This window comes from Streptomyces sp. NPDC093568, assembly GCF_044764945.1.
Taxonomy (GTDB): Bacteria; Actinomycetota; Actinomycetes; order Streptomycetales; family Streptomycetaceae; genus Streptomyces.
Genome location: NZ_JBIWJD010000013.1, coordinates 1 through 23,163 on the forward strand (window position 1 = coordinate 1; position 23,163 = coordinate 23,163).

At 72.4% G+C, this 23,163-nt stretch carries 22 protein-coding genes; 7 read left to right on the forward strand and 15 right to left on the reverse strand.

Annotation, left to right across the window (positions count from 1 at the left end; translation table 11 throughout):
• The first annotated feature begins 343 nt into the window (after positions 1–343).
• Entirely contained in the window at positions 344–1,105 is a 762-nt protein-coding gene (locus ACIRD7_RS36305; RefSeq protein WP_403460131.1) for a GntR family transcriptional regulator, read from the forward strand.
• A gap of 143 nt (positions 1,106–1,248) precedes the next feature.
• On the opposite strand, the gene ACIRD7_RS36310 is transcribed toward ACIRD7_RS36305, so the two are convergent.
• From ACIRD7_RS36310 to ACIRD7_RS36320, 3 genes are all read right to left on the reverse strand, one after another.
• Positions 1,249–2,406, reverse strand: a complete 1,158-nt coding sequence (locus ACIRD7_RS36310) for an ROK family protein (RefSeq protein WP_403460132.1) — start codon at positions 2,404–2,406, stop codon at positions 1,249–1,251.
• Between the two features lie 120 nt (positions 2,407–2,526).
• Positions 2,527–3,189 (reverse strand): response regulator, encoded by a 663-nt coding sequence (locus ACIRD7_RS36315; RefSeq protein WP_403460133.1) that lies wholly within the window; start codon positions 3,187–3,189, stop codon positions 2,527–2,529.
• 14 nt (positions 3,190–3,203) lie between these two features.
• The gene (locus ACIRD7_RS36320; protein WP_403460134.1) at positions 3,204–4,373 is read right to left on the reverse strand and encodes a sensor histidine kinase; all 1,170 of its coding nucleotides are present in this window, start codon (positions 4,371–4,373) and stop codon (positions 3,204–3,206) included.
• Between the two features lie 108 nt (positions 4,374–4,481).
• Between ACIRD7_RS36320 and ACIRD7_RS36325 the strand changes: the two genes are divergently transcribed.
• Both ACIRD7_RS36325 and ACIRD7_RS36330 read left to right on the forward strand, forming a co-directional pair.
• Entirely contained in the window at positions 4,482–5,402 is a 921-nt protein-coding gene (locus ACIRD7_RS36325) for an ATP-binding cassette domain-containing protein (RefSeq protein WP_403460136.1), read from the forward strand.
• Positions 5,403–5,404: 2 nt separating this feature from the next.
• Positions 5,405–6,130 carry an ABC transporter permease gene (locus tag ACIRD7_RS36330; RefSeq protein WP_403460137.1) on the forward strand — a complete coding sequence of 242 codons (726 nt, stop codon included), beginning with the start codon at positions 5,405–5,407 and terminating at the stop codon, positions 6,128–6,130.
• 89 nt (positions 6,131–6,219) lie between these two features.
• On the opposite strand, the gene mug is transcribed toward ACIRD7_RS36330, so the two are convergent.
• Both mug and purB read right to left on the reverse strand, forming a co-directional pair.
• The gene (gene mug, locus ACIRD7_RS36335) at positions 6,220–6,768 is read right to left on the reverse strand and encodes a G/U mismatch-specific DNA glycosylase (protein ID WP_403460138.1); all 549 of its coding nucleotides are present in this window, start codon (positions 6,766–6,768) and stop codon (positions 6,220–6,222) included.
• A 13-nt stretch (positions 6,769–6,781) separates the two neighbouring features.
• Positions 6,782–8,224 carry an adenylosuccinate lyase gene (purB, locus tag ACIRD7_RS36340; protein ID WP_403460140.1) on the reverse strand — a complete coding sequence of 481 codons (1,443 nt, stop codon included), beginning with the start codon at positions 8,222–8,224 and terminating at the stop codon, positions 6,782–6,784.
• 431 nt (positions 8,225–8,655) lie between these two features.
• Between purB and ACIRD7_RS36345 the strand changes: the two genes are divergently transcribed.
• Positions 8,656–9,411: a hypothetical protein gene (locus ACIRD7_RS36345; RefSeq protein WP_403460141.1), complete on the forward strand. Its 756-nt coding sequence runs from the start codon at positions 8,656–8,658 to the stop codon at positions 9,409–9,411.
• A gap of 59 nt (positions 9,412–9,470) precedes the next feature.
• Here ACIRD7_RS36345 and ACIRD7_RS36350 read toward each other — a convergent pair whose 3' ends face one another.
• The 7 genes from ACIRD7_RS36350 to ACIRD7_RS36380 form a co-directional block, all read right to left on the reverse strand.
• A complete protein-coding gene (locus ACIRD7_RS36350; protein ID WP_403460142.1) occupies positions 9,471–10,262 on the reverse strand; it encodes an SGNH/GDSL hydrolase family protein in 792 nt (263 codons plus the stop codon).
• 71 nt (positions 10,263–10,333) lie between these two features.
• Positions 10,334–11,347 carry a hemolysin family protein gene (locus tag ACIRD7_RS36355; RefSeq protein ID WP_403460143.1) on the reverse strand — a complete coding sequence of 338 codons (1,014 nt, stop codon included), beginning with the start codon at positions 11,345–11,347 and terminating at the stop codon, positions 10,334–10,336.
• Positions 11,344–12,690 carry a hemolysin family protein gene (locus ACIRD7_RS36360; RefSeq protein WP_403460144.1) on the reverse strand — a complete coding sequence of 449 codons (1,347 nt, stop codon included), beginning with the start codon at positions 12,688–12,690 and terminating at the stop codon, positions 11,344–11,346. The genes ACIRD7_RS36355 and ACIRD7_RS36360 overlap by 4 nt, the downstream gene beginning before the upstream one ends.
• A 154-nt stretch (positions 12,691–12,844) precedes the next feature.
• Entirely contained in the window at positions 12,845–13,270 is a 426-nt protein-coding gene (locus ACIRD7_RS36365; RefSeq protein ID WP_403460145.1) for a GNAT family N-acetyltransferase, read from the reverse strand.
• Between the two features lie 82 nt (positions 13,271–13,352).
• On the reverse strand, positions 13,353–14,258 hold the full coding sequence (locus tag ACIRD7_RS36370; RefSeq protein WP_403460146.1) for an LLM class F420-dependent oxidoreductase: 906 nt from the start codon (positions 14,256–14,258) through the stop codon (positions 13,353–13,355).
• A 46-nt stretch (positions 14,259–14,304) separates the two neighbouring features.
• The gene (locus ACIRD7_RS36375) at positions 14,305–16,878 is read right to left on the reverse strand and encodes an ABC transporter permease (protein ID WP_403460147.1); all 2,574 of its coding nucleotides are present in this window, start codon (positions 16,876–16,878) and stop codon (positions 14,305–14,307) included.
• A gap of 4 nt (positions 16,879–16,882) precedes the next feature.
• Complete coding sequence (locus tag ACIRD7_RS36380) at positions 16,883–17,686, reverse strand: ABC transporter ATP-binding protein (RefSeq protein WP_403460148.1); 804 nt, start codon at positions 17,684–17,686, stop codon at positions 16,883–16,885.
• 209 nt (positions 17,687–17,895) lie between these two features.
• On the opposite strand from ACIRD7_RS36380, the gene ACIRD7_RS36385 reads away from it, so the two are divergent.
• Positions 17,896–18,135 (forward strand): toxin-antitoxin system HicB family antitoxin, encoded by a 240-nt coding sequence (locus ACIRD7_RS36385; RefSeq protein WP_184843152.1) that lies wholly within the window; start codon positions 17,896–17,898, stop codon positions 18,133–18,135.
• Positions 18,136–18,139: 4 nt separating this feature from the next.
• Entirely contained in the window at positions 18,140–18,514 is a 375-nt protein-coding gene (locus tag ACIRD7_RS36390; RefSeq protein ID WP_403460294.1) for a fic family toxin-antitoxin system, toxin component, read from the forward strand.
• An 80-nt stretch (positions 18,515–18,594) separates the two neighbouring features.
• On the opposite strand, the gene ACIRD7_RS36395 is transcribed toward ACIRD7_RS36390, so the two are convergent.
• The 3 genes from ACIRD7_RS36395 to ACIRD7_RS36405 form a co-directional block, all read right to left on the reverse strand.
• Positions 18,595–19,137, reverse strand: coding sequence for a DUF1707 domain-containing protein (locus ACIRD7_RS36395; RefSeq protein ID WP_403460149.1), 543 nt, complete (start codon positions 19,135–19,137; stop codon positions 18,595–18,597).
• A 9-nt stretch (positions 19,138–19,146) separates the two neighbouring features.
• Complete coding sequence (locus ACIRD7_RS36400; protein ID WP_403460150.1) at positions 19,147–19,824, reverse strand: class I SAM-dependent methyltransferase; 678 nt, start codon at positions 19,822–19,824, stop codon at positions 19,147–19,149.
• Positions 19,825–19,908: 84 nt separating this feature from the next.
• Complete coding sequence (locus ACIRD7_RS36405; RefSeq protein WP_403460151.1) at positions 19,909–20,595, reverse strand: esterase/lipase family protein; 687 nt, start codon at positions 20,593–20,595, stop codon at positions 19,909–19,911.
• 118 nt (positions 20,596–20,713) lie between these two features.
• Between ACIRD7_RS36405 and ACIRD7_RS36410 the strand changes: the two genes are divergently transcribed.
• The gene (locus tag ACIRD7_RS36410; protein WP_403460295.1) at positions 20,714–23,122 is read left to right on the forward strand and encodes a LuxR C-terminal-related transcriptional regulator; all 2,409 of its coding nucleotides are present in this window, start codon (positions 20,714–20,716) and stop codon (positions 23,120–23,122) included.
• Positions 23,123–23,163 lie beyond the last annotated feature (41 nt).

Consider the following 23,163-nt stretch of genomic DNA (forward strand, 5'->3'; position numbering starts at 1 on the left):
TCCTGCACACCTACAACCACCACCGCTGCCACACCGCACTCGCAGGCCAGCCACCCATCAGCCGCGTGAACAACGCTGCGGGTCAATACACCTAGGGCCCGCCGCGCGGTCCGCCCGGAAAGCCCCCTCGATGCGACGGGGGCTTTGCCGTCACGTAACAAAGACCGTTCTGTACGAACGTGCCGTGAACGTTCCCGGGCGGCGCGCCCGCGCGTGGCCAAGGGATGGAGGATTGGTATTGACCAAGGGTGAGGGCCGCCCTATCGTCGCTGATAAGTGCAACAACCTTTAATAAACAAGGGCGCTAAAACGCCGCCGGGACACGGCGATTGCGGAGGACAGGGTGGGGACCACGCAACTGGAATCGGTGCCGGAACCGAAGTACTGGCATTTGAGGACCGTGCTCAGTGAGGCACTGGACTCGGAGTTCTCCGTGGGCGAGATCCTGCCCAACGAACGTGACCTGGCCGCCCGCTTCGGCGTCGCCCGGGCCACCCTCCGCCAGGCCCTCGAACAGCTCGAACTGGAAGGCAGGCTGCAGCGCCGCCGCGGTGTCGGTACGACCGTCGCCCCGCCGCGCGTGGGCGTGGCCGTCGGCACCGAGCAGCACGCCTGGCCGGGTGCCGCCGACGACGTCTGGCAGGCCGCCGACTGCACCCTGGCGGCCGCTCCCGCGTCCGTCGCCGACATCCTCGAGCGCGACCGGGACGAGGCCGTGCACATCGTGCGCCGCTCGCGCGTGACGCACGGCCAGCCCGTCGCCGCCGAACTGCTCTACATCCCGCAGTTGTCGGTGCCCGACCTCTCCGGCATAGACGCCCCCTCCGGACCGGCACGCGCGCGTGCCGTGCTGCGCGAGCTGCACCGCCTGGGGCTGGAGGGGCAGGAGAGCGCCGTGGAGCTGGGCTCGGCCCGCGCGGACGACGCCAAGGAGCTTGACCGCCTCCCCGGGGCGCCCGTCCTCGTCGTGACCACCCGCTACCTCGCCGAGGGCCGCATCGCCGCGCTCTCCGTCGCCACCTACCGTGCCGACACCTGCCGGCTGACCTTCGGCGACTCGGGCCGCGTGGAGATCCACGAGGACCCCGAACGCCGAGCGTCCTGACCGCCGTACCGGACACGCCTCGCGCCCTGGGCCATCCGCCCGGGGCGCGAGGCATCTCGTGCCGGGAGTACAAGTGCCAGGAGCGCGAGTGCCGGGAGTGCGCGGCCCCGGGGCCGGCACGCCGTCGGCCGGTCAGGTGCCCGTCAGCGGCGCGCCGTGACCGTCCCCTCCACCGCGAACAACTGCTCTTCGACATGGTCGAGGGCCAGCCGCAGCGCACCCGTCGCGACAGCCGCCTCGCCGAGCAGGGACAGGGCGACGTTCGGCGGGCGCAGGCAGTAGCGGGCCAGTTCGCGGCGCAGCGGCTCCAGCACGCCGTCCAGGCCGGCCGCCCAGCCGCCGATCACCACCAGCTCGGGGTCGAGGGCCAGGACGAGCGCGGCCACGTCGTGGACCAGGCGCTGGATGAAGCGGTCGACGGCCTCACGGGCCCGCTGGTCGCCCTCGCGGGCCTTGGCGAACACCTCGGCGACGGCGTGCTCGTCGAGGGGACGCAGCGGCTCGTCGGTGGTGGACAGCAGGGTCTCCGGAGTCGCCTCGCGGCCCAGCAGATGCAGGGCGCCGATCTCGCCGGCCGCCCCGCCGAACCCCCGGTGCAACCGCCCGCCGATCAGCGAACCCGCGCCCGGACTCAGCCCGGCCAGCACGAACACCACGTCGTCGGTCTCCCGGGCCGAACCCTTCCAGTGCTCGGCGACCGCCGCCGCGTTGGCGTCGTTCTCCACCAGGACCGGGCACTTGAAGGACCGGCTCAGCCGCTCGCCGAGCCGCAGCCCCGTCCACTCCGGCAGCGCGGCGCCCAGCCGCACCGTGCCGTCCGCCTCCACGATGCCCGGCGTCGCCACCCCCACGGCCCGCAGCGAGCCGCGTGCCACGCCGGCCCGGCGCAGCAGCTCCGCCACCGCCGTACGCACCCGCTCCAGTCGTTCGTCGGCCGGAGCCGCCTCGTCGACGTCCTTGCTGATCGCACCGAGGATCCGGCCGTCCAGGTCCGCCAGGAGCGCGGCGATGCGATGCGCGCCCACGTCCACGCCCAGCAGATGCCCCGCCTCGGCCCGGAACCGGAACCGGCGCGCGGGCCGGCCCTGGCGCCGCACGACACTCTCGTCCGCCGCCTTCTCGACGACGTACCCCACCTCGATGAGCCCCTCGACGACGCCCTCGACGGTCGGCCGGGACAGTCCGGTCACGCGGGTGATCTCCGTCAGCGTGGCGGCGTCCGTGGCACGCAGCGCGTGCAGCACCACCGCGGAGTTGATCCTTCGCAGCAGCGAGGGATCCCCGCCGGTCAGCTGCCCCAACGTCCGTCCTCCCAGCTCGTGCGCATGTTGGGCGGATGCTACTCGCCGGGACCGACCCCGGCGAGTGGTGGGCGTCGCGGACCTCCCCGCCGCCCGGCAGCGGTCCGCCCCCGACAGCACTCACCCCGGCGCCACGAACCCCGACTCGTACGCCGTGATCACCGCCTGAGTACGGTCCCGCGCCCCCAACTTCGCCAGCACGGAACTCACATGGGACTTCACCGTCTCCGTCCCGACCACCAGCCGGACGGCGATCTCCGCGTTCGACAGCCCGCGCGCCATCAGCCGCAGCACCTCGGCCTCCCGCTCGGTCAGCCGGGCCCGCTCCAGGACCGCGCGCGCCGCCCGGTTCCCGCCGTCGTCGCCGTACTGCGCGGCCAGCTGCCGCACCGACGCGGGGAACAGCAGCGACTCGCCCTCGGCGACCAGCCGCACCGCGTGCACGATCTCGGCCGGCCGCGCCCGCTTCAGCAGGAAGCCGTCGGCACCGGCCCGCAGCGCCTCGTACACGTACTCGTCGTTCTCGAAGGTCGTGACGACGAGGATCTTCGGCGGCTCGTCGACGGTGCGCAGCACCGCGCGCGTGGCCTCGATCCCGTCCAGCAGCGGCATCCGTACGTCCATGGCGACCACGTCCGGCCGCAGCTGCCGCACCAGCGGAATCACGGCGGCCCCGTCGGCCGCCTCCCCGACGACCTCGATGTCGGGCTGCGCCTCCAGCACGGCTCGCAGACCCGCCCGTACGAGGGGTTCGTCGTCGACGAGGAGAACGGTCACCGGCATCCGGCCAGCCTAGATCAACTCACCGGCAGCTCCACATGCACCTGCCAGTCACCTCGGTCGGGCCCGGTGCGCGCCTGTCCGCCCAGCAGGGCGGCGCGCTCGCGGATGCCGCGCAGCCCGCTGCCCCTGCCGGGCCCGGGTATGCCGGCGGTGAGCGGATTGCGGACTTCCAGCGTGAGCGTGCCGCCCGTCACGGCGATGCGGACCAGGGCCGGGACCGAACCCGCGTGCCGCAGCACATTGGTCAGCGACTCCTGCAGGATGCGGTAGCCCTCCCGGGAGACCGGGCCGGGCACGGAGTCCAGTGGTCCCGTCGTCTCGACGTCGACCTTCGCGCCCGACGCCCGCGCGGACTCCAGCAGCCGGTCCGCGTCCGCGAGAGTGGGCCGGCCGCCGACCGGCCGCCCGGACTCGCGCAGAACGCCGAGGACGCGCTCCAGGTCCTCCAGGGCGGCCCGGCCGGTCTCCTCGATGGCGGCCAACGCCCGGTCGGTGAAGGCGGGATCACCGGCCGCCCGGGCCGCGCCCGCCTGCACGACGGCCACGGTCAGGGCGTGGCCGATGGAGTCGTGGAGCTCACGGGCGATCCGGGTGCGCTCCAGGAGTTGCTCGGTGCGCTCCTCCAGGGCGGCGACGCGCTCGGCGGGGGAGGGGCCCAGCAGACGGAGCGCGAGCGCGGTGATGAGCCCGCCCGCGCCCAGCACGGTCGCCGCCAGGAGGGCCAGCGGCAGCGGCACGAGCAGGACGTGCCACCAATGGTGGCCGTCGAGGAGGAGCGGCCCGGCCTCCGCGACGTCACGCTCGAACGGCGCCGACAGCAAGTCCACCACGACGAAGACCAGTCGGGCACAGACCGTCGTGGTCACGTAGCCGAGCAGCAGCCGCGCCTCCAGCCAGACGACGAGCCGTCCCCGGTCGCCCCAGGAGGCCGACGGCGCCACGACGATGTCGGTGCTCGCCTCGTCGTGCCGGTGACCGGTCAGCAGCAGTCTCGCCTGGAGGCCCTCCGCGGTCCGCATCGCGGGCACCAGCGCGGCGGGGGCGAGCGCCACGGCGGCCACCAGCCAGATCCACCACACCTCCTGGACGAACAGCCACATGCTCGGCCACACGACGCCGATGAACAGGTGCAGCAGTCGTGTGTACGTCACCGCCCGGCCGAACGGGCGCAGCAAGCGGACCATTTCGTCATCGTGCCAGCCGCCACTGACAACGGACCTCCCCCGCACGGGGGAGACGATCTCCACCGGCGGGGGAGGAGCCGGGCCGCACCGTGCGGCCAGGCTGCTGCCATGACCAGCATCGAAGTCCAGGCCCTCATCAAGGAGTACGGCACCCGACGAGCCGTGGACGACCTCACCTTCTCTGTCCTCCCGGGCCGTGTCACCGGCTTCCTCGGCCCCAACGGCGCCGGAAAGTCCACCACCATGCGGCTCGTCCTAGGCCTCGACCGGCCGACGTCCGGAGCCGCCACGATCGGCGGCCGCGCCTATGCCGACCTGCGCGAACCCCTGCGCCACGTGGGCGCGTTGCTCGACGCCCAGGCCGCGCACGGCTCCCGCACCGGCCGCGACCACCTGCGCGTCCTGGCCGCGAGCAACCGCATCGCGGGCCGGCGGGTCGAGGAGGTGCTGGAGGAGACGGGGCTCGCCTCGGTCGCGCGGCGCCGGGTGCGGACGTACTCCCTCGGCATGCGCCAGCGGCTCGGCATCGCGGCGGCCCTCCTCGGCGACCCCGAGGTCGTCCTGCTCGACGAGCCGTCCAACGGACTCGACCCGGAGGGCATCATCTGGATCCGCGAGCTGCTGCGCCGGCTCGCGGGGCAGGGGCGCACGGTCCTTGTCTCCAGTCACCTCATGACCGAGACCGCGTCCTTCGCCGACCACCTCGTCGTCCTCGGCCGGGGACGACTGCTGGCCGACACCCCGATGCGGGAGTTCATCCACGCGCGCGTGGAACCCCGCGTCCGCGTCCGCACCACGGACGCCGCGGCACTCGAGGGCGCGCTCGCCCGGCACGGGCACGACGCCGTCCACCACGAGGACGGGCACTGGACCGTGCGCCACGCGCGCGTGGACGAGATCGGCCGGCTTGCCTCGGAAGCGGGCGTCCCCCTCCTCGAACTCGCCGCGGAGGAAGGAACCTTGGAACAGGCCTACCTCGATCTGACCGCGGCCGAGGCCGAGTTCACCGCCCAGCCCCAGGAGGTCTGACCATGGCATTCGCGCCCGTACTCCACGCGGAATGGCTCAAGATCCGTACGCTGCGCTCGCTGCCCGGAGCGCTGTTCGCGCTGTTCGCCGTGACCACGGCGTTCTCCGCGCCGGCCGGCTCCGACGGGAGCTCGGACCCGGGGTTCGACCCGCTCTTCACCGCGCTGTCCGGTGTCCTGCCCGGCCAGATCGCCGCCATCACCTTCGGCACGTTGGCCGTGTCCTCGGAGTACCACGGCGGCGCGCTGAGGCTGTCCCTCGCCTCGGTGCCGCGGCGCGGGCGTTGGTTCGCGGCCAAGATGACGGCCATCGCCGTGCCTACGCTGCTGGTCGGACTGGTCACCGCGGTCACGGCGTTCCTCGTGGGACGCGCGGCACTCGGTTCGGCGGCGAGCGGACTCACGACGACCCAGCAGGTCCGTGGCGTCCTGGGCTGCGGGATCTACCTCATGCTCATCGCCCTGTTCGCGGCCGGCCTCACCGCCCTGCTCCGCAGCGGAGTGGCCACCCTGTCCATCCTGATCCCGTTCGTCCTCGTGGTGTCCTTCGTCGTCGGCGACGCCGCCGGCACCGTGGCGGACTTCATGCCCGACAAGGCAGGACAGATCGCCCTTCACCAGAGCTACGACGGAACGCTCGGGCCGTGGTCGGGCCTCGCGGTCACCGCGCTGTGGACGGCGGCGGCGCTGCTGGCGGGAGCGTGGAGCGTGCGACGCCGGGATGCCTGACCCCCGGGCGACGACGCCTCAGCCGACACCCATTGTCAGAGGCGGCCGCAATACTGGATCACATGGACGGCCCGAAGCATCCCGACCCGTCAGACCTCGCCGGCCGCCCTGCGCAACCGTCCGAACTCCTCCGCCATCGTCGCCGCCGTCCAATGCGCGTTCAGCCCGCTCGGGTTCGGCAGCACCCACACCGGCGTGTCCCCGATCATCCGCTCCTGCGGACCCACCCGCGCCTTGCGGTCGTCGAACGCCGCGCGATAGGCGGTGACCCCGACGACGGCCAGCCAGCGCGGCCGCAGCCGCGCCACCTTGGCCGTCAGCAGCCGCCCGCCCTCGCGGTACTCCTCGGCGCTCAGCTCGTCGGCCCGCGCGGTCGCCCGCGCGACGACGTTCGTGATGCCCAGCCCGTAGGACGGCAACTCACCCTGCTCCGACGGCTTCAAGAGCCTCGGCGTGAACCCGGACAGGTGCAGGACCGGCCAGAAACGGTTGCCGGGGCGGGCGAAGTGATGGCCGGTCGCGGCTGTCATCAGCCCGGGGTTGATGCCGCAGAACAGCACATGGAGACCGTCCGCGACGACGTCCGGCACCAGACGGTCGCGGGCGGCCTCCAACTGCTCGGCGGTGAAGCGCGTCATCCCGTGCGGGACCTCAGAGGATCGCCCCGGGCGTGTAACCGGCGGCCTCCGGGCGCTGCTTCACGATCTCCTCGATCCGGCCGACGACGACGCCGACCTGGGCGGCCGCGGCGCCCGTGAAGGACAGCTTGTCGGCCATCAGCGCGTCCAGCGCGCCGCGGTCGAGCGGGATGCGCTCGTCGGCGGCCAGCTTGTCGAGCAGTTCGTTGCGCTCGGCTCCCTGCTCGCGCATCGCCAGCGCGGAGGCGACGGCGTTCTCCTTGATCGCCTCGTGCGCCACCTCACGGCCGACACCGGCGCGCACCGCGCCCATCAGCACCTTGGTGGTGGCGAGGAAGGGCAGGTAGCGGTCCAGCTCGCGGGCGACGACCGCCGGGAACGCGCCGAACTCGTCGAGCACCGTCAGGAAGGTCTCCAGCAGACCGTCGAGCGCGAAGAACGCGTCCGGCAGCGCGACCCGGCGCACCACCGAGCAGGACACGTCGCCCTCGTTCCACTGGTCGCCCGCCAGCTCGCCGGTCATCGAGGCGTAGCCGCGCAGGATGACCATCAGGCCGTTCACGCGCTCGCAGGAGCGGGTGTTCATCTTGTGCGGCATCGCGGAGGAGCCGACCTGGCCCGGCTTGAAGCCCTCCGTCACCAGCTCGTGCCCGGCCATCAGCCGGATCGTCTTGGCCAGCGAGGACGGCGCCGCCGCCAGCTGCACCAGCGCGGTGACGACCTCGTAGTCCAGCGAGCGCGGGTAGACCTGGCCGACCGAGGTGAACGCCTGCGAGAAGCCGAGGTGTGCGGCGATCCGGTCCTCCAGCTCGGCCAGCTTCAACGCGTCCCCGCCGAGCAGGTCCAGCATGTCCTGCGCCGTGCCCACCGGGCCCTTGATGCCGCGCAGCGGGTAGCGGCCCAGCAGCTCCTCGAGGCGGCCGTAGGCGACGAGCAACTCGTCGGCTCCGGTCGCGAACCGCTTCCCCAGGGTCGTGGCCTGTGCGGCGACGTTGTGCGAGCGGCCGGCCATGACCAGCTCGCCGTACTCGCCGGCCAGCTTGCCCAGGCGCGCCAGGATGGCCACCGTGCGGTCGCGCATCAGCTCCAGCGAGAGCCGGATCTGAAGCTGCTCGACGTTCTCCGTCAGGTCGCGGGACGTCATGCCCTTGTGCACGTGCTCGTGCCCGGCGAGGTCGTTGAACTCCTCGATCCGCGCCTTCACATCGTGCCGCGTGACCTTCTCACGCTCGGCGATGGAGGCCAGGTCGACGGTGTCCAGGACGCGCTCGTAGTCGGAGATCGCCTCGTCCGGCACCTCGATGCCGAGGTCCTTCTGGGCCCGCAGCACGGCGAGCCAGAGCCGGCGCTCCAGCTTCACCTTCTGCTCGGGGGACCAGAGCGTGGCGAGCTCGGTGGAGGCGTAGCGTCCGGCGAGGACGTTCGGGATGCGGGGCTTGGCGGGCGCAGAAGTCACGTGTAGGGAGTTTACCCGCCGTCCCCGGGGCGCCCGCCGCCGACGCCGGGCGAGCACCCCAGGTCAGAGGTGCTCGCCGGGCCGTGAAGTCGCCGGTCCTTGAGTCGGACGATATCGGCGGGCGATCGGGTGAATTCACCGGTCGTCGACGCGTCCACGTTTCCCGGGGCCTCCACATTTCGTTCATAGTCTGCAAGTCGTGGCGAGTTTGGCCGAGCGGAATCCCGACTCCTGCGACGACCTCGCGAATCCCGGCAATCGACGACAACGCGTCAATGACCGACGTCGGCTTCCCCATTTCGTCCGAGAGAGAGACAACAAGAATGCGACAGGCTCTGACCAGGGGATTGATCGTGGCCGCCGCCGCGACAAGCGCCCTGTCCCTCTATGGCACCTGCGCGTCCGCGGCCCCTGGCCTGCAAGGGGCCACGGTGAACTCCGCCGCCGCGCTGACGGGCCGTACGGATCCCTGGGACTCGGACGGGCTGGCCGAGCTGGACGAGAAGCTCGGCAAGATGCACGAAAGGATCGGCGAGGCGCACGAGAAATTCCAGGAGGTGAACGACCAGCTCAGCAAGTGGGATCCGCCGAGCCCTTCGGAAAAAACCACCTCGGGGTATGGCGACTCCGGTTACGGCACCGACGAGCCGAGCAGCCAGGGCTACGGTTCCGAGAAGCCGGCCGACCGGGGAGACGGCTATGGCTCGGAGAAGCCGACCGACCGAGGCCACGGTTACGGCTCGGAGAAGCCGACCGATGAGGGCTACGGCTCGGACAAGCCGGCCGACGACGGCTACGGCTCGGACAAGCCGCGCGACCACGGCTACGGCTACGGCTCGGACGAGCCCGATGACCACGGCTACGGCTCGGAGAAGCCGACGGAGCATGGCTATGGCTATGGCTACGGCCCCGAAGAGCCCACCGCCCACGGCTACGGCTACGGCTACGGGCACGAGGAAGAGAACGGTTACGACTGCGGCTACGGCTGCGAGCCCACTCCCGGCCCGACCAGGACCGAGCCGCCCACCCACGAGCCCACCCCGGCTCCGACCAAGACGCCGCCCGGGAAGCCGCACATGCCCGAGACCGGCGCCGAGAGCATCATCGGCGGCATCGCCGCGAGCGGGGCGCTGCTGATCGCCGGAACCGTGATGTACCGGCGGAGCCGGGCCGCGTCCCGTCGGTAGCGCGCAGGGCGCCGGGGCGGTCCGGCGGCGGGCAGGCGTAGGCCCGGGTCCGAGCGGGCCTACGCCGCCGGCCCCGTCGGCCCCTCGTACGGCAGCAGATCCGGCCGCTTCGCCGGCATGCCGTCCCCGGACGACCTGCCCGTCAGCCGCCGTCCGATCCACGGCAGCAGATGCTGACGCGCGAACCGCGCGTCGGCGACCCGCCGCGTCACCCACCCCGGCGGCACCGTGGCGGGCATCGGCGTACGCCACTCGGTGTCCTCACCGTCGTAGCCGAGCGTCTGCCACACGGCCTCGGCGACCCGGCGGTGGCCCTCGGCCGTCAGATGCAGCCGGTCCACGTCCCACAGACGCGGGTCGGAGAGCGACGGCGCCCCGTACAGGTCGACGACGATCGCGCCGTGCCGCTCGGCCAGCTCGTCGACGCAGGCGAACAGCTCCTCCATACGCGGCCGGAACCGCTCCAGGACCGGCCCCTGGCGGCCCGGGCTGCGCATCAGCACCAGCTGCCTGCAGGACGGGGCGAGCTTCTCGACCGCCTCCTCCAGCAGGCCGCGCACCCGCCCCATGTCGCACTTGGGCCGCAGTGTGTCGTTGAGCCCGCCGACGAGCGTGATCACGTCGGCGTTCATCGCGGCGGCCACGTCGACCTGCTCGTCGACGATCTGCCGGATCAGCTTTCCGCGCACCGCGAGGTTGGCGTACCGGAAACCGGGGGTGCGGGCGGCCATCCGCCCGGCGAGCAGGTCGGCCCAGCCCCGGTAGGAGCCGTCCGGGAGCAGGTCCGACATGCCCTCGGTGAAGGAGTCGCCGACCGCGACGAGGCTGCTGTATGTGGGATTCGTCTGCATGGCGACAGAAATGGTAGCCCGATCTCCATACCCGTCGGTCGGTCGGGTCGGGCACCACTTCCGTGAGGCCGTCAGGCGCGCTGCCCGAACAGCTCTCGCAGCACGTCCTCCATGGTCACCAGCCCGGCCAGCCGGCCGTCACTGCCCAGCGCGGCCGCCAGATGCGTACGGCTGCCCCGCATCGCCGTGAGCACGTCGTCCAGCGGCGTGGTCTCCCGGACGCGGGCGATGGGCCGCATGTCCGCCACTTGGAACGGCACGTCCCGCGGGGAGGCGTCCAGCGCGTCCTTCACATGCAGGTAGCCGACGATGTGACGGCCCTCGTCGACCACCGGGAAGCGGGAGAAGCCCGACTCGGCCGACAGCCGCTCCAGCTCCTCGGGCGTGACGCCCACGCGCGCGTAGACGACCCGCTCCAGCGGCAGCACCACGTCGCGCACCGGCCGGCGGCCCAGCTCCAGGGCGTCGTGCAGCCGCTCCCGGGCGCGGTCGTCGATCAAGCCGGCCTCGCCGGAGTCCCGCACCAGCCGGGCCAGTTCGGCATCCGAGAAGGTCGCGGTGACCTCGTCCTTCGTCTCGACGCGCAGCAGCTTCAGGAGCGCGTTGGCGAACGCGTTGATCGTGAAGATCACCGGCCGCAGCGCCCGCGCCAGCGTGACCAGCGGCGGACCGAGCATCAGGGCGCTGCGCACCGGCTCGGCCAGCGCGATGTTCTTCGGCACCATCTCGCCGAGCAGCATGTGCAGGTAGGTGGCCAGGGCCAGCGCGATCACGAAGGAGACCGCGTGCCCGGCGCCCTCCGGCACGCCCACCGCGTGGAACACCGGCTCCAGCAGGTGCTCGATGGCCGGCTCGGCGACCACACCGAGCACCAGCGTGCACAGCGTGATGCCGAGCTGCGCGGCGGCCAGCAGCGCGGACACGTGCTGCAGACCCCACAGCACGCTCTTGGCGCGCCGGTCGCCCTGGTCGGCGTACGGCTCGATCTGGGAGCGGCGCACGGAGATCAGCGCGAATTCGGCACCCACGAAGAAGGCGTTGACGACGAGCGTCAGAAATCCGATGAAGAGCTGTACGGCGGTCATCGTCCGTCCTCCTTCTCCTGCTCCTGCTCCGGCGCGTCGTCGAGCGGCGAGTGCAGCAGCACCCGCGCGGCCCGGCGCCCCGAGGCGTCCACCACGTCGAGCCGCCAGCCGGCGACCTCGACGCGGTCACCGACGGCCGGGATGCGGCCGAGCTCGGCCGCGACCAGACCGGCCAGCGTCTCGTACGGCCCCTCGGGCACCCGCAGGCCGACCCGCGCGAGCTGGTCCACCCGCGCCGAACCGTCGGCCGAGTACAGCGCCCGGCCCTCGTCGTCGCTGCCGGCGGGCGCGATGTCGGGGGTCTCGTGCGGGTCGTGCTCGTCGCGCACCTCGCCGACGACCTCCTCGACGATGTCCTCCAGCGTGGCCACGCCCGCGGTGCCGCCGTACTCGTCGATGACCACGGCCATGGTGCGCTTGCCGGAGAGCCGGTCGAGGAGCCGGTCGACGGTGAGCGTCTCCGGGACCAGGAGCGGCTCGCGCATCAGCTCGGCGACGGAGACACGGGGCCTGCGCTCGGCGGGGACCGCCAGGATGTCCTTGATGTGCGCGGTGCCCACGACCGCGTCGAGGCTGCCGCGGTAGACGGGGAACCGGGACAGCCCGGTCGCCCGGGTCGCGTTGGCCACGTCCTCGCAGGTCGCCTGGGCGTCGAGGGCGACGACCTGGACGCGCGGCGTCATGACGTTCTCGGCGGTGAGGTCGGCCAGGTTCAGCGTCCGTACGAAGAGCTCGGCGGTGTCCGCCTCCAGGGCACCCTCGCGGGCGGAGTGCCGGGCGAGGGCGGCCAGCTCCTGGGGGCCGCGCGCGGCGGCGAGCTCCTCGGTGGGTTCCACGCCGAAGCGGCGCACGATGCGGTTCGCCGTGTTGTTCAGGTGGGTGATGAAGGGGCGGAAGACGGCGCTGAACCAGCGCTGGGCGTTCCCGACCCGCTTGGCCACCGCCAGCGGTGAGGAGATCGCCCAGTTCTTGGGGACCAGCTCGCCGACGACCATCAGCACGACCGTCGACAGCGCGGTGCCGATCACCAGCGCGATCGAGCTCGCCGTGGAGCGGGAGATGCCGATCGACTCCAGCGGGCCCGCGATGAGCGCGGCGATCGAGGGCTCGGCGAGCATGCCGACGACCAGGTTGGTGACCGTGATGCCGAGCTGGGCGCCGGAAAGCTGGAAGGTCAGGTTCCGGACGGCCTTGAGGGCCCCGGCGGCACCCCGCTCGCCGCGCTCCGCGGCCCGCTCGAGCTCGCCGCGCTCGACCGTGGTCAGCGAGAACTCGGCCGCGACGAAGGCACCGCAGGCGAGCGACAGCAGGATCGCCACCAGAAGGAGGAGCACTTCGGTCATCGGGTCACCTCCGTCCCATGGTCGGACAGGGCGGGGAGGATCGCGCGATGTCTGCTACTGGGAGGCTCGCCCATGGGCGGACGCTCACACCTTTCACCGGAGAACCGAAGCGGGTTCCCCAATAGTAAAGGATCGGCAAAGCGGTTCGATGGGCTCAGTCCGTGAGGCGCTTCACCCATCGCCGCCACTGTTCCTCGGGCGTGTACCCAGCGGCGCGCCAGGCATGATGGGCGTTCTCGTTGCGCTGGAGCACCATCGCGTCGCCGCGCCGGCCGCCGAGCCCTACGAACCGCTCCTCGGCCGCGGCGAGCAGTGCCGCGCCGATGCCCCGGCGGCGGCGCTCGGGGTGCACCGCCAGTCGGTACAGATGGCAGCGCCAGCCGTCGAAGCCGGCGATCACCGTGCCGACCAGCTCGCCGTCCAGGTCCGCCAGGATGAGCGCCTCGGGGTCGCGGGCGACGAGCCGCTCCACGCCGTCGCGGTCGTCGCTGATGCTCGTGCCCTCGGCGGCCGTCTTCCAGAAGGCCAGGACGGCGTCGAGGTCGGCGGTCGTCGCGGCCCGTATCCGCAGATCAGTCATGCCGTGATCCCATCACCTGCGGCCGGTCGGTACGCGGAATTCCGCCATCCGGACGGGACGCGGAATTTCGCAATCCGGACGGCTACTTGCCGCGCAACGCCTCGATCACCGGACCGAACGCCTCCATGTACGGCTCCAGGACGGTCAGGTACGAGAACCCGTACCGTTCCCGCTGGGCCAGCACCTGCGCGGTGATCTGCTCCAGGGTGCCGATCAGGAGGATGGGCAGGGCCAGGGCCTCCTCCGCGGTCAGCTCCGGCACCCGGTCGAGGAGCGGCTGCACCACGGCCGCGCGGTCCTCGGTCACGGTCACCATCTGCAGCAACAGGTTCAGTTCGGCGGGCTCGGCGCGGTCGGCCGCGAACTTCCGGTAGCGGGCGACCCGTTCGTCGAGCCGGTCGGCCGTGACGGGGACGAGCCGGCCGGTCGTGCTCGCCGGATCCGGGTACGCGCCGCCGAAGGCCGCGATGTCGGCGTGCCGCGCGGTCAGCCGCAGGACGCGGTCGCCGTTGCCGCCGATCAGCAGCGGCACACGCGGCCTCTGGACGGGCTCGGGCCGGTACGACTCCGACCCGAGCAGCCGGTCGAGCTCCTCCACCGTGCGCCGCAGATGGTCCACGCGCTCGCGGGGAGTGCCGAACGGCAGCCCCGCCGCGTCGTGCTCCGCCTGTACGTAGCCGGCCCCCAGCCCGAGTTCGAGCCGCCCGCCCGTCAGCGCGTCGGTCGTCGCCACCTCCCGGGCGAGCAGCGCCGGGTTCCACAGGCCCGCGTTGAGCACGAACGTGCCCAGCCGGGGCCGCTCGGTCGCCTCGGCCGCCGCGACCAGGGCCGGGAAGGGCGCGGGCATGCCCAGATGGTCGGGGACCAGGATCACGTCGTAGCCGAGCTCCTCGGCACGGCGGCACTTGGCCCGCCACTCGTCGGCCGGGGCCGAGGTCATGAGGTTGACGCCGAAGCGGAACGGACGCGGACTCACCGGCTGCGACATGAACTCTCCTCACCTGCACGGGACTTGAGCATCCGCCGCGATTCCATCACTCGTGCGCGATCGCCGCCAGCACATTCATGCGCGATGCACGCAACGCCGGCAGCAGCGCCGCCACGACGCCGACGACCGCCGAGCCGATGACCACCGCGACGATCGTGCCCCAGGGGATCGCCAGCGCGGTCATGCCCTGGAGGGCCAGCACCTGCTGGGTGCACACGCCCCACACCAGCCCCAGCGCGAGGCCCAGCACCGCGCCGAACACGGCGATCACCACCGACTCCAGCCGGATCATCCGGCGCAACTGCCGCCGGGCCAGCCCGATGGCCCGCAGCAGCCCGATCTCCCGGGTGCGCTCCACCACCGACAGGGCAAGGGTGTTGACCACGCCGAGCACCGCGATGATGATCGCGAGGCCGAGCAGGGCGTACACGAGATAGAGCAGTACGGCGATCTGGTCGTGCACCAGGTCCTTGTAGTCGGCGATGTCGCGGACCTGCACCTGGGGGTAGGGGTCGAGGGTCTTCTCCAGTCCGGCCCGCAGGTCGTCCGCGCTCGTGCCGGAGGCGGCGTTGACGTACACGGCCGCGTCCTGCCCGCCCGGCGCGTACTTCTCCAGCGTGGCCAGGCCGAAGTAGATCCCGCCCTGGCTGCCGAACCCGTCGGCGGACTCCTGGTCGGTGAGGGCGCTCACGGTCAGCTCGGCCTGCCGGCCGCCCTGGAACTCGACGGGGACGGTGCCGCCGACGCGTACGCCGTGGTCCTCGGCGAAGTCCTTGTCCATGGCCAGGTGCCCGGCCGCGAGCGCGGCGGCCGAGTCGCCCCGCGCGTAGGTGATGTTGGCGACCTTGTCGAGCTCGGGTTCGTAGCCGGCGGCGGTCGTCTTCACCCGGTCGCCGTCCGGGAGGCGTACCGCGATCGTGGTGAACTGCGAGCGCACGACGAGCCCCACGCCCTCGGTGGCGCGGATGCGTTCGGTGATCTCCCGTGGGAAGGGCACGAAGTTGCCGTTCTGGACCACGAAGTCGGCGCCCAGCGTCTTGTCGATCTGCTGGTCGAACGACTTGGTCATCGAGGCGCTCGCCACCGACATCCCGCCCACCAGCGCGAGGCCCACCATCAGGGCGGCCGCGGTGGCACCGGTGCGGCGCGGGTTGCGCAGGGCGTTGCGCTGGCTCATCCGGCCGATCGAGCCGAACAGCGCCGGGAAGCCGCCGCCGAGGACCCGGATGAGGGGGCGTACGAGCAGCGGTCCGGCGATCACGGTCGCGATGAGGGTCAGCAGGACGCCGAGGCCCAGCAGGGACGCCGCCGAGGAGGTCTTCGACGCCACGGCACAGCCCACGAGGGCCGCCGCGCCGGCCGCGCCGACCAGCGTGCCCAGGATCGCGCGCAGCCGCAGCGGCCGCCCGATCTCGGCGATCTCGGCGTCCGCGAGGGCGGCCATCGGCGAGACGCCGGCCGCCCGGCGAGCCGGGAGGTACGCCGCGACGAAGGTGACGCCCAGGCCGACTACGTACGCCACGACCGGCGTCCCCCAGCCGACGACCATTTCCGACGCCCTGATGTTCATGCCCAGCAGACCCATCAGCTCGATGAGCCCGACGGCCAGGCCGATCCCGGCCGCGAGGCCGGCCGTCGAGCCGACCAGGCCGAGCAGCAGCGCCTCGGTGAGCACCGAGCGCCGCACCTGGCGCCGGTCCGCGCCGAGCGCCCGCAGCAGGCCCAGCTCGCGGGTGCGCTGGGCGATCAGCATGGAGAAGGTGTTGACGATCAGGAAGACGCCGACGAGGACCGCGACCCCGGCGAAGCCGAGCATGACGTACTTGATGATGTCGAGGAATCCGCCGAGCTGCTCGACGTCCGACTCGGCCTGTTCGCCGGCGGTGCGCAGCTCGTAGGCGCCGCCGTCGTCGCCGAGCGCGTCGGCAACGCGCTGCTTGAGCTGCGGGTCGCTGACGCCCTCGGCCGCGTCCAGGGAGATGCTGGTCGCGCCCTTCGGGTCGCCCAGCAGCTTCGTCTGCGCGGTCGGGGTGTCGAAGAAGACCAGCGCGGCGCCGGGGTTGGTGGTGGTGAAGGTGACGACGCCGACGACCTCGACCCGGAAGGAGCCCTGCTGTCCGATGACCGTGAGGCGGTCGCCGATGCTTACGTCCTTGTCGTCGGCGGTGTCCGCGTCGATCATGACCTGGCCGTCGCCCTTCGGGGCGTGCCCGGAGGTGAGCTCCACGGGGCTGCGCTCGGTCGGGTTCCAGGCGGTGCCGATCGTGGGAGCGCCCGTGGTCGGGCCCACCGACTCGCGGTCCTCGTCCGCGACGGTGATGCCCTCGACGTCCACGTCCGGCCGGGCCGACGCGACTCCGTCGACGCGGGCCAGCCGGTCGGCGAGCGAGGCCGGCAGGGTCAGTGTCTGTCCCGAGGGGATCGTCTCGTCGAAGGTCTCCTTCGGGGTCACCGTCACGTCGGCGGCGGTCGACGCGAAGAGCCGGTCGAAGGTGCGGCTGACGGTGTCCGAGAAGATCAGGCTGCCCGCGACGAACGCCACGGACAGGATCACCGCCAGTGCGGACAGCAGCAGCCGCCCCTTGTGGGCGAGGAAGCTCCTGAGCGTCGCCTTCAGCACGGGGTCAGCTCTCCTCGGACGGCACGGCCGAGCCGCCGCCCCCGGCGAACAGGCGCATCCGCTCCAGCACGGCCTCGGCGGTCGGCCGTTGCATCTCGTCCACGATCCGCCCGTCGCCCAGGAAGAGCACCAGGTCGGAGTGGGCGGCGGCGCCCGGGTCGTGGGTGACCATGACGACGGTCTGCCCCAGCTGGTCGACGGCCTCGCGCAGGAAGCCGAGCACCTCCAGGCCGGCCCGCGAGTCGAGGTTGCCGGTCGGTTCGTCCGCGAAGATCAGCTCCGGCCGGGAGGCGAGGGCCCGGGCGCAGGCGACGCGCTGCTGCTGGCCGCCGGAGAGCTGTGACGGGCGGTGCCGCAGCCGGTCCCGCAGCCCGAGGGTGTCGATGACCTGCTCCAGCCACTTCTCGTCGGGCTTCTTGCCGGCGATGTCCATGGGCAGGGTGATGTTCTCGGCCGCGTTCAGGGTCGGGATGAGGTTGAACGACTGGAACATGAACCCGATCCGGTCCCGCCGCAGCCGGGTCAGCTCGCGGTCCTTCAGTCCGGTGATCTCGGTGTCGCCCAGCCAGACCTGCCCCGCCGATACGTTGTCGAGGCCGGCGAGGCAGTGCATCAGCGTGGACTTCCCCGAGCCCGACGGCCCCATGACCGCCGTGAAGCGGCCGCGGGCGATGTCCACGTCCACCGCGTCGAGGGCCAGCACGGTCGTCTCGCCCGAGCCGTACGCCTTGGTCAGCCCTCGGGCGCGGGCCGCGATCCCGTCCGCCGAGGCGGGGCCCGGGACGAACTGGGCAGCTGCTGTGGACAAGACCGCCTCCTCAGGGACGTCACGACTCTCGTCCCCGCCGAGCGTAATGTGATCCATCGCACAGATGTATCCCCCCGAGGTCCTGGTCGCTCTCCACCCCAGGTCGGGCCCCTGATATCGGTGTAAGGGGCACCATCACTTCCCCGGAGAGCCGCCGACTTCGGCCGGCGCCCTTGCCGGTGCTAGCACTCCCGCGCTAGCTTCGAAGTATGGCGAAGACCCAGCTGAACGTGAGAGTGGACGAGGGCACGGCCCGCGCCGCCCGCGAGCGCGCCCTGGCCCGGGGGATGAGCGTCAACCGCTACATCGAGGAACTGGTCAAGCAGGACACCGGGGAGGTCGGCCATACGTTCGTGGAGGCCGCCGCCGATTTCATGAAGCAGTACGAGTCGGTGTTCGCCGAGGAGTTCGGCGCAGACCGTGAAGGCACGCGCGAAGGTCGCCACTGATCCGTTGAGCCATCTGAACATCGACCTCTCCTGGCTGCTGATGCTCGCCGAGAAGAGGACGCCGGGGGACCCCCAGGTCACCGACTGGGGAGCCCTCGTCGCCGCCGTCGCACGCCACGAGGCCGAGATTTTCGACGTCCCCGTCTACGACAGCCCGCAGACCCGAGCCGCCGCCCTGCTCCAACTGCTCGTCCACGTCCCCGCGCTGGAGCGCTCCAACGCCCTGTTCGCCTCCGCCGTCGCCTACGCCTACCTGGTCGCCAGCGGCCTGAAGGTCGTCACCTCACCGGAACAGGTGCGAGATCTGGCCCGGCTCGTCAAGAGCGGCGAGGCCACGGTGCACGACATCGCGCGGGAACTGCGGCAGTGGAGCCTGTGAGGAACGGATCGGGCTTCACTGCCGGGCGCGGATTCTCGTGCGGTCTTCAACGCAAGGTGTGGCGGATTCTCGAGCGGTCTTCAACGCAGGGCGTGGCGGATTCTCAAGCGGCCGAATCCCGTGCTCCCGGAGATTCGCACCGTCGGCCCGCCGGGGCGCGATCGCCGCGGGGCCTTGTAGCGCAGGTCCTTCCACCCGGTGCGCAGCCCCTCGACGTCGACGACCGCGTCGCGGGGCACGGTGATCCTGGCCCCGCCGGTTCCGAGCCGCAGCTCTATGTCGACGACCGGATCTTCGATGATCGCCCGGGACAGATCCAGGCGCACCCTTCCGTAGGCGGACTCCACCTTGAGCATCCGAGGCACCCGCCAGCGGCCTCGCCGATGGATCCGTCCGCCGGCGGCGCCGATCGTCGACGGGGTGCCCGGGTGCTCCTCCGGAAGCGCGTCCAGCGCCGACGCGAGCCGGCCGTACGTCGTGGCGGTGAGCGCCAGGTCGAGCCGCTCGTCCATCTCCTCGTGCGAGATGCGCTGATCGGCGTATGCCTCTTGCAGGCGCCGCACCGCCCCCTCGCGGTCGTCCTCGCCGAGCCGTGACAACGGATCCTTCTGCGAAGAGGTCACCGTCTCACTCTATTGCGGGCGCCACGCCGTGCCCAGGACGCAGTACGACGACGGGAGCGCCGGACCGTTCTCCGGCATCATCACCCGTCGTACGGGGCCGAGTTCGAAGCCGGCCGTTCGCAGCGAGCCGAGCGGGTCGCGCGCGACATGGCAGCCGCCGCTCACCAGCGGCCACACCGTCCGGTCCAGCGCGCGCTGGGTGAGGAGCATCGCGCGCCCGCCGCCCCGGCCGTGCTCGAAGAACCGCACGACACCGCCGGGCCGCAGCACTCGCCGTACCTCGCCGAGCGCCCGCGGCACGTCCCGCACGCTGCACAGCACCAGCGACAGCACCACGGCGTCGAAGGCCTCGCTCTTGACCGGCAGGGCCTCCGCCGCACCCGGCACCACGTCGACGGGCACCTCGGCGCGCAGCGCGGACTCCACCGCCAACGTCCTCAGCAGGCGCTCCGGTTCGATGGCGACGACCTCGGAGACCGCGCTCGGATAGTGGGCGAAGTTCAGACCGTTGCCCGCGCCGATCTCGATCACCCGGCCGGAGAGCCCGGCCAGCATCCGGTCGCGGACGCCGGCCATGCCCATCTTCGTCTCGGCGTTGACACTGATCCGGGCGTAGAACCGGGCGAACAGCGGATGGTGCACGGCATCCCGTGACACCTTGCCGGAGCCGGCGGTACGCAGGGCCATGGGAACCTCCCGGGCAGGACGGGACTCACCCTGATTCTCCCCCGTGCATGCCCCGCGCACCCCCGCTGTCGCCGTCGCGGTCGCTCAGCCGATGAAGTCGCGGACCCGCTCGTACACGCCGTGGTCGTTGTTCATGTCGGTGTGCGAGACACAGCCGACCTCGACGTTCGTCGCGCCGTTCAGGATCGCGGTGGTGTCGGGGTTGAGCGCGTCGTCGCAGTTCGACCAGTAGCTGGCGTACGACACGCTGCCCGGGGTCTCGTCCCCGGAGTTCAGGGAGGTCAGGAACGAACTACCGGTGTTCATCTGCGCGCAGGAGGTGTACAGCCACGCGCACCACGAGGCGGTGGAGGTGCCGTGGTTCACGCCGGCCGTGGAGACGAAGTCGTCCACGTACGACGTCCCGCCGAGGTTCTTCAGGTAATAGCGGGAGCTGAGCGCGCCCATGGAGTGCACGACCACGTCGACCTTCGAGGCGCCGGTGCGGGCGAGCACGTTTCTGATCTCGGTCGCCAGTTGCTGGGCGGTGGTGGCGTTCGACTGGGTCCAGTCGTACGACCAGGCGTCCAGCTCGGAGGCGCTGTAGCCGTCGGCCTCGAAGTAGCCGATCCAGTCGTCCCAGCTGCTCGCCGAGCTGCTGAGGCCGTGCACGAAGACGACCGGGTCGTGGGTCGCGGCGTGGGCGGGTGTGGGGGAGAGGGACAGTGACAGAAGGAGCGAGGTCGCCAGGGCCGGGACGGCCGTGGTGATGCGACGCGTGGTGCGCTGCATGATGCCTCCTGAAACGTGTGGGGTTGTCAGGAGTGTCGAGCCGGGTCTACGCGCGCCGCATCGGTGAAATCGCCGGTCTTTACGATTCAAGTAACCCGCCAGTAACGTCATTTGTGTGGTGACTCCGGTGAACCCCCTACCCCTCGACCGCACTTCGTCACCGCCGGCCTCCGCCCTCGCGGCGGGCGTCCGGGTCCGCGTGCTGCGTGCGGTGTACGGCGATCCGCGCGCCGCCGCCGAACTCCTCACGCGCCTCACCGACCGTCAGGCCGCGGGCATCGATCCCCTCCCCTCGGAACCGGACGAACTGGCCCCGTCCCTGCTGCGTGAAATCCGGGCGGAGACAAGGGCGTTGCCGGACGACACCCGCCTGCTGCTGCTCCTCGCGGCGGCCGACCAGTACCCGGTCGCGACCGACGCGTTCCTGCGCGCGGTCATGGCCGCCCGCCTCGACACCCGGTCGCTGGACGCCGCCGAGGCGGCCGGGATCGCGCACGCCGGAGCGGGCGGGGTGGTGTTCCGCGACGCGTGGACGCGGATCGCCGCCTACGAGACCGGCTCCCCGGCCGACCGCCGAGACGTGCACCGTCTGCTGGCCCGAGTGCTGAGCGGGGTGGGCGAGTCGCCGTCGCGCTCCTGGCACCGGGGTGCGGGCGCGATCGGCCCCAGCGCACGGCTGGCCGCGGAACTGGGCACCGCGGCGGACCGGGCGGGAGCCGCGGGACGCCTGTCGACGGCACGGGCCCTGGCGGAACGGGCCGCCGCCCTGTGCCCGGACGGGCCCGGACAGGCTCGCCTCCTGTCCCGGGCCGCCGAGTACGCCTGGCGCTCGGGCGACGGGGACCGGGCGCGCAGGCTGGCGGCCGCCGTGGCGGACGACGCGCTGAGCGGGGTGCTGGCGCTGCGGGCGGGGAACGCCTCGGAGGCTTTCGACGCGTTGGTGACGGGGGTGGTGCGGAGCATGGCCGGGAGTGCTCGACCGGGCGGCGGGTCAGCCGGAGTGGTGACCTCCGACCCCGCCGGCCCTCTCCTTGCCCCGGCCACCGAGGAGGTGCGGAGCATGGCCGGGAGTGTTCGACCGGGGAGCGGGTCAGCCGGGGTCGTGACCTCCGATCCCGCCGGCCCTCTCCTTGCCCCGGCCACCGAAGAGGTGCGGAGCATGGCAGGGCGTGTTCGACCGGGCGGCGGGTCAGCCGGGGTCGTGACCTCGGACCCCGCCGGCCCTCTCCTCGCCCGGGCCACCGAAGCCGCCATCTACACCGGCGACGTGCGGCGTCTGCGTGAGGCGGCACGGGTAGCGGACCGGCTCGGGGTCGCGCAGCCCGGGACGCTGAGCGGGCTCGTGGCCGCGTTCGACGGGCGGTACGAGGACGCGCGGGAACTGCTGAAGGCCGCCGCCGGGCGGTGCGGTCCGGGCGGGGACCCCACCGTCCTGATCCACGCCGCCATCGCCGCCCTGCTCCTGGGCGACCACACCCGCGCGGCCACCGCGACCGTCCGCGCCGTCGCCGCCGCACGGGAGCGCGGCACCCCGGTGACCGTGCCGCAGGCGATGGAGTTCCGGGCCTACGCCGACTTCTGGACAGGGCGCCCCCGGGCTGGCGAGGCCGCCGCGACGGACGCGCTGTGGCAGGCCCACGCGACCGGGCAGGACAACGGCGCCTGCCATCTGCGAGCGGCCCTCGCCATGTTCGCGGCGCTCACCGGAGACACCGACGCCTGCCGGGAACGGGCCGCGACCGCACGGTCGTACGCCCTGACCCACGGCCTGGGCCTGCCCGCCGCACTCGCCCAGTGGGCGCTCGCGTTCCTCGACCTGAGCAGCGGCCGTTTCGCCGCCGCGGCGGCCCGGCTGCGGGCCCTCGCCGGGTTCGGCCCCGGCCACGGCCATCGAGCCATCCGCCACCTGGCCACCCCGCACTACGTGGAGGCCGCCGTCCGCACCGGCGACACCAGGGTCGCGCGCGTGGCACACGCCGACTACGACCGCTGGGCCCGCACCGTGCGCAGCCCCGACGACCTGGCCCTCAGCGCCCGCTGCCGCGCCCTGCTCGCCCCCGGTGCCGAGGCGGTAGACCACTACCGCGCGGCGCTCGACCTGCACTCCCACGGCACCCGTGACTTCGAACGCGCCCGCACGGAGCTGCTGTTCGGCAGCGCCCTGCGCCGGCTGCGCCGCCGTACGGAGGCACGCGACCGTCTGCACAGCGCCTTGGAGGCCTTCGATTCCTTCGGCGCCCCGCACTGCGCGGCCCAGGCACGCACCGAACTCCGCGCCCTGGGCACCCTGACCGCCCCCGCACCGGCCGGCCCGGACACCCCCACCGCCCGCCTCACGGCCCAGCAGCTCCTGGTCGCCCGCATGGCCGCCGACGGCGCCACCAACCGCGAGATCGCGACCCGCCTGGCCCTCAGCCCGCGCACGATCGACCACCACCTGCGAGGAGTCTTCACCCGCCTCGGCATCCGCTCCCGCATCGAACTGGTGCGCCTCATCGCGGAGAGCGACGCGAACGGTGTCCGCTAGCACTCGGAGAGCGAGGCTGACGGGAACCCGCCGGCCCTCGG

What these genes read in the sequence shown, in the direction of transcription:
- ACIRD7_RS36325 (WP_403460136.1), top strand. Translation starts at nt 4,482, where the DNA reads ATGACCAGCATCGAAGTCCAGGCCCTCATCAAGGAGTACGGCACCCGA.
- ACIRD7_RS36400 (WP_403460150.1), bottom strand. Translation starts at nt 19,824, where the DNA reads ATGGCCCTGCGTACCGCCGGCTCCGGCAAGGTGTCACGGGATGCCGTG.
- ACIRD7_RS36405 (WP_403460151.1), bottom strand. Translation starts at nt 20,595, where the DNA reads ATGCAGCGCACCACGCGTCGCATCACCACGGCCGTCCCGGCCCTGGCG.
- ACIRD7_RS36370 (WP_403460146.1), bottom strand. Translation starts at nt 14,258, where the DNA reads ATGTCGCAGCCGGTGAGTCCGCGTCCGTTCCGCTTCGGCGTCAACCTC.
- ACIRD7_RS36385 (WP_184843152.1), top strand. Translation starts at nt 17,896, where the DNA reads ATGGCGAAGACCCAGCTGAACGTGAGAGTGGACGAGGGCACGGCCCGC.
- mug (WP_403460138.1), bottom strand. Translation starts at nt 6,768, where the DNA reads ATGACGCGCTTCACCGCCGAGCAGTTGGAGGCCGCCCGCGACCGTCTG.
- ACIRD7_RS36315 (WP_403460133.1), bottom strand. Translation starts at nt 3,189, where the DNA reads ATGCCGGTGACCGTTCTCCTCGTCGACGACGAACCCCTCGTACGGGCG.
- ACIRD7_RS36360 (WP_403460144.1), bottom strand. Translation starts at nt 12,690, where the DNA reads ATGACCGAAGTGCTCCTCCTTCTGGTGGCGATCCTGCTGTCGCTCGCC.
- ACIRD7_RS36330 (WP_403460137.1), top strand. Translation starts at nt 5,405, where the DNA reads ATGGCATTCGCGCCCGTACTCCACGCGGAATGGCTCAAGATCCGTACG.
- ACIRD7_RS36355 (WP_403460143.1), bottom strand. Translation starts at nt 11,347, where the DNA reads ATGACCGCCGTACAGCTCTTCATCGGATTTCTGACGCTCGTCGTCAAC.
- ACIRD7_RS36320 (WP_403460134.1), bottom strand. Translation starts at nt 4,373, where the DNA reads ATGGTCCGCTTGCTGCGCCCGTTCGGCCGGGCGGTGACGTACACACGA.
- ACIRD7_RS36350 (WP_403460142.1), bottom strand. Translation starts at nt 10,262, where the DNA reads ATGCAGACGAATCCCACATACAGCAGCCTCGTCGCGGTCGGCGACTCC.
- ACIRD7_RS36365 (WP_403460145.1), bottom strand. Translation starts at nt 13,270, where the DNA reads ATGACTGATCTGCGGATACGGGCCGCGACGACCGCCGACCTCGACGCC.